The sequence below is a fragment of the Azospirillum sp. TSH58 genome (assembly GCF_003119115.1).
Classification (GTDB): Bacteria; Pseudomonadota; Alphaproteobacteria; order Azospirillales; family Azospirillaceae; genus Azospirillum.
Genome location: NZ_CP022367.1, coordinates 1,433,401 through 1,445,985, shown reverse-complemented (window position 1 = coordinate 1,445,985; position 12,585 = coordinate 1,433,401). Strand labels below are relative to the sequence as shown.

The window sequence follows — 12,585 nt, the reverse complement described above, 5'->3', positions numbered from 1 at the left end:
AAACTTCGTTTGCGCGTGAGCGGTGGGGAGAGGGAAAATTCGAGGCTTACTTGCGGACCTTGTTGATCTCGCCCTGCAGCTCGTTCAGCAGGTCGGCGCCGCCGTCGGCGGCGAACTTGTCCATGGCCGGCTTGACCATCTCACGCATGCGGCCCAGCTCGGCGTCGCTCAGCTCGTTGATCTGCATGCCCTTGTCCTTCAGGTAGGCGATGCTCTGCTTCGACGCCTCGCGGCTGTCCTTGCGCTCGAAGTCGCGAGACGCGGCGGCGGCCTCGTTGATGATCTTGCGCTCGTCGGCGGACAGGCCGTCGTACCAGCGCTTGGAGGCCAGCACGATCCACGGGCTGTAGACGTGCTTGGAAATGGTCAGGTACTTCTGGACCTCGTAGAACTTCGAGGACTGGATGGTGGTGACCGGGTTCTCCTGGCCGTCCACGGTGCCCGTCTCCATGGCGGTGAACAGCTCGGAGAAGGACAGCGGCACGGCGTTGGCGCCGAAGCCGTTGAACATGTCGATGTAGACCGGGTTCTGCATGACGCGCAGCTTGATGCCCTTCAGGTCCTCGACCTTCTCGACCGGGCGCTTGCTGTTGGTCAGGTTGCGGAAGCCGTTCTCCCAGTAGACGAGGCCGACGAGGCCCTTGTCGTTCAGCTTGGCCGCCAGCTTCTGGCCGAACGGGCCGTCGAACACGGCGTCGGCCTCCTGCTCGTTGTTGAACAGGAAGGGCAGGTCGAAGACCGCGAAGTCCTTGACGATGCCGACCAGCGTGGCGGTCGAGCCGACCATCATCTCCTGCGCGCCGCCGATCAGGGCGTTCTGCATCTGGATGTCGCTGCCCAGGCTGGCGTCGGCGAAGCCCTTGACCTTCAGCTTGCCGCCGGAGCGCTTGGACATCTCCTCGACGAAGAACTTCACGGCGCGGCCCTGGTTGCTGCTCTCCGACAGGCCGTAGCCGAAGCGGATCAGCCGCGGCTTGATGTCCTGGGCGGAGGCGGCGACGGGGGCGAGGATGGCGGCGGCGAGGCCGGTCGCCAGAAGGACGGAACGGAGCAGCTTCATGGGTCGGTTCTTCCCTGTAGCGTGTTGTGATTAATGGCGGAAAAAGGTCAGCGGGGCCGTGACGATCTCCGGAACGGCGATCAGCAGGCTCAGCAGAAGCAGGTAGGTCAGCAGGAAGGGCCAGATGCCGCGCGTGGCGCTTTCCAGCGAGATGCGGGCGACGCCGCACACCACGTTCAGCACCGTGCAGACCGGCGGATGGATCAGGCCCAGAGTGCCGGTCAGCACGAACATCACGCCGAAATAGGTCGGATCGATGCCCGCCGCCGCGGCCAGCGGGGTCAGCACGGGGCCGAGCACCAGGATCGTCGGCGTCAGGTCCATCACCGTGCCGACGGCCAGCAGCAGCAGCGTGATGGCGACCATCAGCAGCTTCGGCTCGTGCAGCAGCGGGGCCAGCATCTCGTTCATCTGCTGCGGCAGGTCGGCCAGCGTCACCATGTAGGACGACACCAGCGCCGCCGCGCACAGGAACATCACCGTGCTGGTGGTGCGCGCGGCCTGGACCAGAAGCGGCACCAGATCCTTCAGCGTCACCTGCCGGTAGACGAACAGCGCCACGACCAGCGAATAGACGGCGGCGACCACCGCGGCCTCGGTCGGCGTGAAGATGCCGCCGCGCAGGCCGCCGATGATGATGACCGGGAGGGCCAGCGCCCAGACACCCTCGATCAGGGCGGTGCGGCGCTCGCCCCAACTCGCCTTGGGCTGGAGCTTCACGGTCATGCCGCGCACGACGAACATCCAGGTGATGACCAGACCGGCGCCCATCAGCAGGCCGGGCACGATGCCGGCCATGAACAGGCCGCTGATCGAGGTGTTGGTGGTCACGCCGAAGATGATGAAGGGCATGCTGGGCGGGATGATCGGGGCGATGATGCCGCCCGACGCGATCAGGCCGGCGGAGCGCGGCACCGGATAGCCGTTGTCGCGCATCATCGGGATCAGCAGCGTGGCGAGCGCCGCCGTGTCGGCGATGGCCGAACCGGACAGGCTGGCCAGCATCACCGACGCGCCGATGGTCACGTAGCCCAGGCCGCCGCGGATGTGCCCGACGAGGCTGACCGCGAGGTTGATGATGCGCTGCGAGATGCCGCCGGCGTTCATCAGCTCGCCGGCCAGGATGAAGAAGGGCACCGCCATCAGCGGGTAGTTGTCGGCGCCGCTCAGCATGTTCTGGGCGACGAGCTGGGCGTCGAAGAAGTCGAGATGCACCATCAGCGCCACGCCCGTCAGCATCAGGGCGAAGGCGATGGGCATGCCGAGCAGCATCAGGCCGAACAGCGAGGAGAGGAAGACCGCAAGGGCCATGGAACGGGCTCCGCTTTCAGAAGGCCGGACGGAATCAATGCTCGGCGATGGCGCCGCCCTGCGGGGCGGTGACGCCGTGGGGGTCGCCATTGCCGGGGATGTGCGCCGTCGCGTCGCCCGACAGGATTTTCCAGAGGTTGGCGATGATGGTCAGCGCCATGGCGATCGCCGGGAAGAAGCCCGCGGCGGCGTAGAAGGCCATGGGGAAGCTGAGCACCGTGGAGCGCGTCTCCATCCCGATCAGAAGCTGGAACCAGCTCCCCTCGATGAACAGCCACAGCGCGTAGATCATCAGCAGATGGCTGATCACGGCGCAGGCCCGGCGGACGCGGGCCGGCAGGCGGGACTGGACGATGTCCAACCCCAGATGCTGGTGGCGGCGCAGCGCCAGCGTGGCGCCCAGGAAGACCAGCCAGACGAACATCAGGCGGGCCAGCTCCTCGGCGGCGACGATGCCGCTGTTGAAACCGTACCGCAGAACCACGTTGCCGAAGACCAGCGCCACCATCACGGCGAGCATCAGCGCCATGATCCATTCGGTGACCATCTCCAGCGCTTCCACCATGCGCTTCATGCACACTCCTCGGCCCGCCTCGCGGCGGGGCTCACCCAAGCGGAAAGGGCGGCGGCAGGGGACGGCGCGGAAAGGAGACGGCACGGAAAGGCACGGGCGGCGCGACGCACCGGCAGCGGGGCCGGGCGGCGGGTCGGGGTTCCTCCCACTTGGTCTCTTGCCGGGGTCTCTTGCCGGGACCTTGAATTTTCTGTGGCGGAAAATAGAGGAGTCCCGCAACCGAGTGAAGAAGATTTTCTTCATAACGACGCTGAAACCGCCAAACTATGGGCATAGCGACGAAAATTATCTTCACAAGCCGCCCTGCCCCGCATAGCTTGTGGGCCCGGAAAAGCGGCGCGACGAACGCCGCCGAGAGGCCAGGGCGCGCTATGCCGTTCGCATCGGCGATGGTACGGTCCGCCGCCCAGGAACGCCCCAGGACCAAGAACGCCTGGGACCGAAAACGCTTTAGGGATGGACGGTCCGTTTCGATGCTCCAGCCGGTGAACATCCTCGATCACATCCGCGGCCGCCTGCCGGAGCTGAAGCGTTCCGAAGCCCAGGTCGCCGACATGGTGCTGGCCGAGCCGCAGAAGGTCCTGGGGCAGAGCATCACCGTGCTGGCCCAGGCCGCCGGGGTCAGCGAGGCGACCGTCGTCCGCTTCTGCCGCAGCATCGGCTGCGCCGGCTTCCCGGACTTCAAGCTGCGGCTGGCCGAGGGGCAGGCCCGCGGCACCCCCTTCGTCAGCCAGGACGTGGCGCCGGACGACGAGACTCCGACCGTCGCGCGAAAAATCTTTTCATCCGCCGCCGCCGCCCTGAACGACGCGGCGGGCGCGCTGGACATGGCGGCCGTCTCCCGCGCCGTGGAGCTGCTGGCCGACGCCTCCAGCATCCTGTGCATCGGCACCGGCGCCTCGGCGGTGGTGGCGGAGGACGCGGCGCACAAGTTCATGCGCTTCGGCATGGCGGCGCAGGCCAGCGCCGACCCGATGATGGTCCGCATGCTGGCCGTCAATCTGGGGGCGCGCGGGGTGCTGCTGGCGATCTCCAACACCGGGCGCACGATCATGGTGACGGAACTGGCGCAGATGGCCCGCGATCTGGGGATCCCGGTCATCGCGATCACCGCGCCGGGCTCGCCGCTGGCCGCGGTGTCGTCGGTCGCCATCGGCCACACGCCGGTCGAGGACGCGGAGATCTACACGCCGATGGCCTCGCGCCTCGTCCATCTGGCGATCATCGACGTGCTGTCCACCGGCGTGGCGCTGAAGCTCGGCGCCGAGGCGCGGCACCATCTGGCCAAGGTGAAGGCCGTGCTGTCCGGCACCCGTTCCTCCCACGGCAAGCCCACCAGGACCCGCCATCGGGCCTGATCGTCGGGCCGGGCGGCCTGGACCTTCGGCAGGCCGCCCGCCGGACCGCCGTCAGTGCCGCGCCCCGGACCCGCCGACGGCCACGATGGTGTAGGGCGTGCCGGCCACCGCGATCGTGCGCTCCTCCCGCAACGTCTCGGTGGAAACCACGCGCAACAGCCCCTTGAGCGGATCGGTCACCACCACGTGGTCGCCGGCCACCGCCAGCCGCGGCCGCGGGTTGCGCCAGTGGCCGTCCATCGAATAGGGGGCGGTCAGCTGGACGCTCGCCTCGATCGCGCCGGACACGACGTCGAGCCGATGCAGCCGGCCGTCCTCGGTCAGAATGTAGGCCTGGTTGGCCTTGGCGTCGTCCAACGCGAAGTCCACGCGGCGCGTCGGCAGGTCGATCTTGCGGACGCTCGGTTCGTCGCCCGGCTCGATGATGACGACGGCGCGCGGCCCGTAATTGCCGAGGAAGAACTGCATCGCCGTTCCGCCCTTGAGCGTCGAGACGTTGCCGTCCCCAAGCGCGGCGGTGGACACATGGCGCAGCGTCGGCGGCTTCGAGCCGCCGGCCGGGTGAGCGAAGACGAGTCCGTCCTTGCAGCCGAAGGCGAACACGCCCGCCGACTGGGCCTGCCCGTGAACCGCCGGGCAATGCACCACGCCACCGACCGGCTTGCCCTCCGCGTCGATGATCTTGAGGCCGACGCGCGGCTTTTCGGGATCGTCGTGCGGGACCGAAACGACCAGGAACTCGCCCATCGGGGCGGCAAGGCCATGATGAGCGGCGCCCGGCTTCAGGGTGCGGGCCTTGACCGCCCCTTCCAACAGGTCGCTTTCCCGGTACAGAGCGACACCGCCCGTGCCGTCGTCGAACAGCGCGATGGTGCCGGAGCCGTCCACGACGTGGGCCGGCTTGGTCCCCGCGATCACGGTGGGCAGGAGCTTGGCGTCTTCGATCGCGATGTCCGCGTGGTCCCCATGGTCCTCGAACGAAAACCCGGTGCCGATGACCGCGACCTTTCCGGCATCGCCTTGAACGGCGAAGACGGTGCGGCCGCTGGCGCTGCGTGCGAGGGCCGGCGACTGGTCGAGCCTGAAGACTCCCGCGCTCGCTCCGTCCTCAAGATCGACGGCATGGACGACCCCGTCGGCGTGATCGCCGATGAACAGGCGGTGGTGCGTCGCGCTCGCGGCGTGCCTGTGGTCGTCGGCCAGCGCCGCACCGGCGGCGAGACCTCCGGCCGTGGCGCCGATCCACAGCAGCGTCGAGAGAATGGGCAGGCGGTTCATGTGCAACCTCGTTGTCAGACCTTGCGGTGCGGCTTAGGGGATGCGGCTCACCCGCCCGCCGCGCCGGGGACGTGGCGGTTGGCTCCCTCAAAAGCGTACGTAACGTTATAACGTTACATTTCGACAGCGCAACCGCCCTTCCGTCATCACGCGGGTCTGCCCTTGCCATTCCCGCCGGCTTCGTCCAATTGATGCGCCGCCGTTCCCGATTCACAGACAGTTCTCGCCCATGCCCGCCATAGCCCTCAGCGTCGCGCCGATGATGGACTGGACGGACCGCCATTGCCGGACCTTCCACCGCCTGCTGTCGAAGAACACGCTGCTCTACACCGAGATGGTGACCACCGGCGCCATTCTGCACGGCGACCGCGAGCGGCTGCTCGGCTACGACGCGGTGGAGCATCCGGTGGCGCTCCAGCTCGGCGGGTCGGACCCGGCGGAACTGGCCGCCTGCGCCCGCATCGCCGAGGAGTGGGGCTATGACGAGGTCAACCTGAACGTCGGCTGCCCGAGCGACCGCGTGCAGTCGGGCCGCTTCGGCGCCTGCCTGATGGCCGAGCCCGATCTGGTCGCCCGGCTGGTCGGCGCCATGCGCGAGGCGGTGTCGATTCCCGTCACCGTGAAGTCGCGGATCGCCATCGACGAGATGGAGGAATGGCCGACGCTGGACCATTTCGTGCGAACGGTGTCCGCCGCCGGCTGCACCCACTTCATCGTGCACGCCCGCAAGGCATGGCTGAAGGGCCTCAGCCCCAAGGAGAACCGGGACATCCCGCCGCTGCGCTACGACCTCGTGCACCGGCTGAAGCAGGAGAACCCGCAGCTCACCATCGCCATCAACGGCGGCATCCGGACCCTGGACGAGGCGGAGGAGCATCTCGCCACGCTGGACAGCGTGATGATCGGGCGCGCCGCCTACGAGACGCCCTACATCCTGGCCGACGCCGACCGCCGCCTGTTCGGCGGGGAGCCCGGCCCCGACCGCTACGCGGTGGTCGAGGCCATGGCGGCCTACGCCGAGGAGCGGATGCGCCAGGGGGCGCCGCTGTCGGCGATCACCCGGCACATGCTGGGTCTGTTCCAGGGCCTGCCCGGCGCCCGCGCCTGGCGCCGCCACATCAGCGAGAACGCCCACCTTCCTGGCGCCGGGCCGGAGGTGCTGCTGAAGGCTGCGGCGCTGGTGCCGCACCGCCAAGCGGTCACGCAGCCAGCGGGATGAGCGCCGCGAGCGTCAGGCAGACGACGATGGTCAGCCGCGTCCGCAGCGTGCCGAACCAGCGGGGATAGCGCCCGTCCGCCGCCGCGCTGCGGTCCACCGCCCAGGCGAGGAGGAAGGACAGGATCAGCGCCGGCACCGTCAGGCCGGACGGCAGCAGGGTGGCACCCCACCCCAGAAGCGACGGCGCCACTCCCCAGGCCAGCCACGCCGGCCCGCTCGTCTCGCCGTCCCGCCCAGAAAGGATGCGGCCCCAATGGATGGCGCCGATGAAGGACAGGATCGACACCGCGTAGACGACCACTGCCCGCACCACCGCGGCCTGCCCGTCGCCCTCCGCCATCCAGGCCAGCGCGGTGCCGCCGACGAAGGGGACCAACCCGCCGTAGGACAGCAGCCGGACGACCGAGGCCCGGCGGTCCTCGAAGGACAGCGCGTCCATGCGCTTACGGCTTCGCAGAGGGCTGGGCCAGCGCCTTGTCCAGGGCCGCCGTCAGGGTGGCGGACTCCGGCGTGACCGAGCTGCCGAACCATTCCAGCAGGCGTCCGTCGCGGCCGATCAGGATTTTGTGGAAGTTCCAGCGCGGCACGCCCTGCGGCCCGGTGACCGCCGCCGCCCAGCGGAAGAGCGGATGGGCCTGCGGTCCGGTGACGGACTGCTTCTCCATCAGGGGAAAGTCGACGCCGTAGTTGAGTTCGCAGAAGGACGCGACCTGGGCGTTGCTGCCGGGCTCCTGCCCGCCGAAATCGTTGCTCGGCACGCCCAGAACGACCAGCCCGCGGTCCCGCCGCCCGGCCCAGAGCTTCTGCAGCCCCTCGTACTGGCCGGTGTAGCCGCATTGCGACGCCGTGTTGACCAGCAGCACCGCCTTGCCCCGGAAGGCATCGGGCGCGAGCGTGCCGCCGTCGATGGCCGGCAGGGGCAGCGAAGCCCAGTCGAGCGCGTCGGCCGCCACCGCCGAGCCGGGTGCCGACAGCATCAGGCCGGCGGACAAAATCCCGGCGGCAAATCGGGCGGCAAATCGGGCGGCGGATTGGGTGGCACGTTGGGCGGCATGGCGGATCGTTGGCATGACGGTCTCCCGGTCGGCGGCGCTGGTCTCTGCGGCCTTCCTCTATACGGCGGTCGAGGCGCGTCGGATCATGCACGCGCATGGGTGCCATGGCCATCTTGCCGTGCGACGGACGGCCGCACCTGCTTTAGGGTTGTCCCCCCGCCCGCCCCAGACCATAGACCGGCCGACGCCTCCCATGCGCCTTCTCATCCTGATGCTCGGCCTCGCCGGTTTCGCGAGCGCCTTTTCGCTGCGCACCACCGACCCGATGCTGACCGTCATCGCGTCGGATCTCGGCATCGGCGTGGCCGAGGCGGCCCTGCTCTCCTCCGCCTACACGCTGCCCTACGCGGCGATGCAGCTCATCCTCGGGCCGGTCGGCGACGCCATCGGCAAGACGCGGCTGATCCGGCTGTCGCTGGTCGTCCTGACCATCGGGGTGGCGCTGTCGGCGGTGGCGCCCGGCTATTACACCGTTCTGGGCTCGCGGATGCTGGCCGGCGCCTTCGCCGGCGGGATCATCCCGGCCTCCATGGCGCTGATCGGCGACCGGGTGGTCTACACGGAGCGGCAGTTCGCCATCAGCCGCTTCCTGCTGGCGGTCATCCTCGGCCAGATGTCCGGTTCCGCCGTGGCCGGCGCCCTGTCGGAGGTGGCGGGCTGGCGCACCGTCTTCGCCCTGGCGGCGGTGGTGACCGGCCTGATCGCGCTGACCGCCGCCCTGTTCCTGAAGGGCGAGCGGGAGGAGCGGCTTCCCCTGTCCATGGCCGACGCGCGGGCGCGCTACGCCTCCGTCCTGGCGAATCCGGTGTCGGTCTGGGTCTTCGCGACGGTGGCGGCGGAAGGGCTGCTGATCTTCGGCGTCTTCCCCTTCGTCGCCCCCATGCTGGCCCGCCACGGGGCGGAGGGCGCCTTCGAGGCCGGGGTGACGCTCGCCGCCTTCGCCGTGGGCGGTGTCGTCTACAGCTTCGTGGTGCGGCGCCTGCTCGGCACGCTCGGCCAATGGGGGATGATGGGGGCCGGCGGCCTCGTGGCCGGAGGGTCCTATCTGGCGATGCTCGCCCCGGTGCCCTGGCCGGTGGTGTCGCTGCTGTTCCTGGTCGCCGGATTCGGCTTCTACATGCTGCACAACACCATGCAGACCCAGGCGACGGAACTGTCGGCGACGGCGCGCGGGTCGGCGCTCGCCCTCTTCGCCTCCTCCTTCTTCCTGGGGCAGGGGATCGGGCCGGTGGTCTATGGGGCGGTCGCCCATCAGGTCGGTCTGCCCGCCCTGTTCCTGTTCGGTGGCGCGCTGACCATGCTGCTGGGCGTCGGGGCGGTGCGGCTCATCCGTCGCCCCATCTGATGGTTGGGGCCTGATGGTTGGGGCCTGACTGATATTTCAATATTTCGGATATCCCCAGATTCTGTGGATAACTCTGTTGGCGAATCGAGGGGTAACCGAAGGGACAGGCGGCCCCTCAAGGGGTCCGGCAGAAATGCCTGATTTTTGGGCACATTAGAAAACGGCGTCAATCAAGGGATTTTCGCGCCCGGCCCGCCGTTCCGGCCCTGGAACGGGGGCTGCCCCGCCCCGCGACGGGAGTCAAGCGAAGGATGTGGCCGCCTGTGAACAACTTTCCTTGACAGCGCATCGGGGCCACGGCAAAGGGCTGCTGCCGGCGCCGAGACGACTTGCGCGCCACCGGTCCGCGGAGCACTCTGGCGCCATGTTCACCGTCAGCGAAAGCGAAGCCGAAACGATCCGCCGCGCCTTCCACGACCGTGGGGAATGGTCCGCCGTGGTGGAGCTGCGCCGGCTGTTTCCGGTCTTCGCCAACAACCCGGAGGCCCTGCGCTGCGTGCGCGCCATCGCCGGCTGGCAGCCCCTGCCCGACCCCGCCGCGGCCCCGCCCAAGGTGACTCCCCTGCGACGCCGCAAGCCGGTGGAGCCGCTCCCCTGAGACTGTGGTTTTAAGACCGCAGCCCTGAGACTCACGTGGCGGTGCGCGGTCCGCGATCGTTGAGCGGGTCGGCCAGCGGCACGACCTTGCCGCCGTCGGCCACCACCTGAAGCTCCGGCACGCCGGACTGGGCGCGGCGCTCGGCCAGAAGCACCTCCAGCATCGCCTCGACCTTCGGCATGTGGACGGTCTGCTGGTCGAAGGGCATCTGGATGCCCTGCTCGCGGAACTGCTCCAGGATGCGCAGGCGCAGCTCGTTGCGCACCGGGATGATGTGCTCGGTGTTGGCGACGAAGCAGCGCAGCTCGAACTCCGGCCCGCTCGGCCCGAAGTCGCGGAACATCACCACCGGCTCCGGGTTGCGCAGCACCTGGGCGTGGCCGTAGCCGATCCTCAGCAGCAGCGCGTAGACCTGCCGGGCGTCGGTGTCGTAGGTGATGCGGACCTTGATCTCGATGCGGGTGGTCTTGTCCTTCAGCGTCCAGTTGACCACCGACTTGGAGATGAACTCCGAGTTCGGGATGATGACCGAGGCGCGCTGGAAGGTCTGGATTTCCGTCGCCCGGACGCTGATGCGGCGCACGGTGCCCTCCAGCCCGTTCACGACGACCCAGTCGCCCACCTTCACCGGCCGCTCCACCAGCATGATCAGGCCGGAGATGAAGTTGCTGACGACGTTCTGCAGGCCGAAACCGATACCGACCGACAGGGCCGAGGCGATCATGGCGAGGCTGGACAGGTCGAGCCCCAGCGTGCCGACCGACATCAGCACCGCCATGGTGGTGCCGAGATAGCCCACCCCCATGCGGATGGAGTTGCGCACGCCGTCGTCCATGTTGACGCGGCCGAGGATGCGCTCGTCGAGCTGGCGCTGGATGAAGCGGGTCACCGCGACGACGACGCCCAGCACCATCAGCGCCGACATGATGTCGCCCGGCGCGATGCGCACGCCGCCCACCGTGACGCCGCTGAGGAAGCCGTCGGCCAGCCCCTTCATCTCCGACAGCGTCATGCCGGTCAGCGGCAGCAGGAAGAAGGCGGCCACGGTCAGCAGCAGCCCGTCGATCACCGTCCGCCCGGCCTGCCCCAGCATCCGCCGTCCGCGGTCGGTGGCGATCACGATGTCGCGCACCTCGGCCACCTGCCCGCTGCCGCGCTCCAGCAGGACGCAGAGCAGCTCGCGCAGGACGCCGCGCGCCACCAGCAGGACGCCGCCGATGATGAGCGTCGTCAGCATCAGCTTCGAGGCGTAGATCGCGCCGACCAGATAGCCGGCGCCCGAGGCGACCAGCGAGGCGAGCGCCACCGCGCCGATCAGCAGGCGCAGGCGCAGCCCGACGACCCGCGGGCGGGCGGGCGGCGCGTCTTCGGCCGCCGCCTCGGTGGGCGCGGACGCCGGAGGCGGCAGGGTGACGTCCAATCCGGCGGCGGGCGTCGGCTCCGGGCATCCGCAGTCGTCGGTCGCCTCGGCCTCCGGCGGCGGGGCGGCGAGCCAGAGATGGTCGGGGTAGAGGAACAGCAGCGACACGGCGATCAGCGCCATGGTGCCGAAACCGGTGATCGAGCGCAGCTCCGGCGGGGTGAACATGCCCTCCGACAGGGCGATGCCGGTGCCCGCCAGGGCCAGCCCGATCATGACGAGCGGGACGCGGCGGACCAGACGGCGCGCGCTGTCCGGGTCGAGGTTGGCAAGCTGCCAGGACGGATGGTCGGGCGCCAGGGTGGCGCGGGCGACGCCGGTGACCAGGAAATAGGCGGTCAGGCCGCCCGACACCCCGACCACCAGAGCGGTCAGCGGCCCGGCGTCGGCGGCGTCGCGCAGCAGCCCCACCAGCGCGCCGCTCAGCACCAGCGTCGGCACCAGCGGCACCAGGCAGCGGGCCAGCGCCTCCACCGCCATCGCCACCACGCGCTGGCGGTAGCTCGGCCGCTCCTCCAGATCGCGGTGGCCGTAGCGGCGCAGCAGCACCCGGCGCACCGGCCAGGCGACCAGGAACAGGATGGCGGCGAGCGCGCCCAGACCGTACAGGCGGCCGCGCCATTCGTCGTCGCCCATCACGATGCCGAAGGCCCGTCCGATGCGCTCCTGCACATAGGCCGTCTGCTCGGGCAGGGCGGCCCAGGTGGCGGGCAGCAGCGGCACCGGGCCGCGCCGGACGATCTGCTCGGTGAGCTGGGTCATGCGCTGGTCGGCGGCGGTGCGCAGCAGGATGTCGGCGCGGGTGACGATCAGCTCGGTCTGCTTGGACCGCCCCTCCGCTTCGCCGATGGTCTGGGTCAGGCGCTTGCGCTCCGCGGCGATCCCCGCCTCCTCCGGCGGAGCGCCCTGGGCCGGCGCGGGCCCCAGCGCGTCGAGCATCCGCTGGGCGGTGTCGCGGGCGGCCGACGCGGCGGCCCCGGCCTCGCGCACCTCGTGCTGGATCTTCGCCAGATCGGCGCGCAGCGTCTCGTATTCGGTGTTCGCCAGATCGCCCCCGGCGATGCGGTTGGCCGCCCTCTCCAAGGCGTTCTGCCATTGCGGCAGCCTGGTCTTGAAATCCGCCGTCGCTTCCGCCGCCGGAGCGGCCGACTGGGCCATGGCCGACGGGACGACGGCACCCGCGGCAAGCGCGCCACACAGGGCCAGGGCTGCCAGGAGCCGGCCGACCCGGCGGCGGAAAGCGGAGGAAATCTGCATCACCGTTCGAAATCTCGTGTTGGCGAATGACTGCGGCCCCGGCGAACCGGGAAAAGGGACACCTATACTCTTCGGCGTCGCGGCAAAAGTATGGCACGCCGTGTCACCAG

Annotated in this window: 11 protein-coding genes; 4 read left to right on the top strand and 7 right to left on the bottom strand. The window is 69.6% G+C overall.

The window, feature by feature from the left end:
- Positions 1–46 precede the first annotated feature (46 nt).
- From TSH58p_RS28005 to TSH58p_RS27995, 3 genes are read right to left on the bottom strand one after another with little or no spacing between them, the layout of a single operon-like run.
- Positions 47–1,060: a TRAP transporter substrate-binding protein gene (locus tag TSH58p_RS28005; protein ID WP_109068897.1), complete on the bottom strand. Its 1,014-nt coding sequence runs from the start codon at positions 1,058–1,060 to the stop codon at positions 47–49.
- A 30-nt stretch (positions 1,061–1,090) separates the two neighbouring features.
- The gene (locus TSH58p_RS28000) at positions 1,091–2,371 is read right to left on the bottom strand and encodes a TRAP transporter large permease (protein ID WP_109068898.1); all 1,281 of its coding nucleotides are present in this window, start codon (positions 2,369–2,371) and stop codon (positions 1,091–1,093) included.
- 34 nt (positions 2,372–2,405) lie between these two features.
- Positions 2,406–2,945, bottom strand: a complete 540-nt coding sequence (locus tag TSH58p_RS27995) for a TRAP transporter small permease (protein ID WP_109068899.1) — start codon at positions 2,943–2,945, stop codon at positions 2,406–2,408.
- Between the two features lie 473 nt (positions 2,946–3,418).
- Between TSH58p_RS27995 and hexR the strand changes: the two genes are divergently transcribed.
- Positions 3,419–4,303 carry a transcriptional regulator HexR gene (hexR, locus tag TSH58p_RS27990; protein WP_109068900.1) on the top strand — a complete coding sequence of 295 codons (885 nt, stop codon included), beginning with the start codon at positions 3,419–3,421 and terminating at the stop codon, positions 4,301–4,303.
- Between the two features lie 51 nt (positions 4,304–4,354).
- On the opposite strand, the gene TSH58p_RS27985 is transcribed toward hexR, so the two are convergent.
- Positions 4,355–5,581, bottom strand: coding sequence for a metallochaperone AztD (locus TSH58p_RS27985; RefSeq protein ID WP_109068901.1), 1,227 nt, complete (start codon positions 5,579–5,581; stop codon positions 4,355–4,357).
- Positions 5,582–5,810: 229 nt separating this feature from the next.
- On the opposite strand from TSH58p_RS27985, the gene dusA reads away from it, so the two are divergent.
- Positions 5,811–6,800, top strand: a complete 990-nt coding sequence (gene dusA / locus TSH58p_RS27980) for a tRNA dihydrouridine(20/20a) synthase DusA (protein ID WP_109068902.1) — start codon at positions 5,811–5,813, stop codon at positions 6,798–6,800.
- Here the strand turns inward: dusA and TSH58p_RS27975 are convergent.
- Both TSH58p_RS27975 and TSH58p_RS27970 read right to left on the bottom strand, forming a co-directional pair.
- Positions 6,781–7,239: a DUF3429 domain-containing protein gene (locus TSH58p_RS27975; RefSeq protein ID WP_109068903.1), complete on the bottom strand. Its 459-nt coding sequence runs from the start codon at positions 7,237–7,239 to the stop codon at positions 6,781–6,783. The two genes, dusA and TSH58p_RS27975, sit on opposite strands and share 20 nt — an antisense overlap.
- A gap of 4 nt (positions 7,240–7,243) precedes the next feature.
- Complete coding sequence (locus TSH58p_RS27970) at positions 7,244–7,870, bottom strand: glutathione peroxidase (RefSeq protein ID WP_109068904.1); 627 nt, start codon at positions 7,868–7,870, stop codon at positions 7,244–7,246.
- A 178-nt stretch (positions 7,871–8,048) separates the two neighbouring features.
- On the opposite strand from TSH58p_RS27970, the gene TSH58p_RS27965 reads away from it, so the two are divergent.
- Entirely contained in the window at positions 8,049–9,200 is a 1,152-nt protein-coding gene (locus TSH58p_RS27965) for an MFS transporter (RefSeq protein ID WP_109068905.1), read from the top strand.
- Between the two features lie 364 nt (positions 9,201–9,564).
- Positions 9,565–9,798, top strand: a complete 234-nt coding sequence (locus tag TSH58p_RS27960) for a hypothetical protein (RefSeq protein WP_109068906.1) — start codon at positions 9,565–9,567, stop codon at positions 9,796–9,798.
- A 31-nt stretch (positions 9,799–9,829) separates the two neighbouring features.
- Here TSH58p_RS27960 and TSH58p_RS27955 read toward each other — a convergent pair whose 3' ends face one another.
- Entirely contained in the window at positions 9,830–12,475 is a 2,646-nt protein-coding gene (locus TSH58p_RS27955) for a DUF3772 domain-containing protein (RefSeq protein WP_247873899.1), read from the bottom strand.
- Positions 12,476–12,585 lie beyond the last annotated feature (110 nt).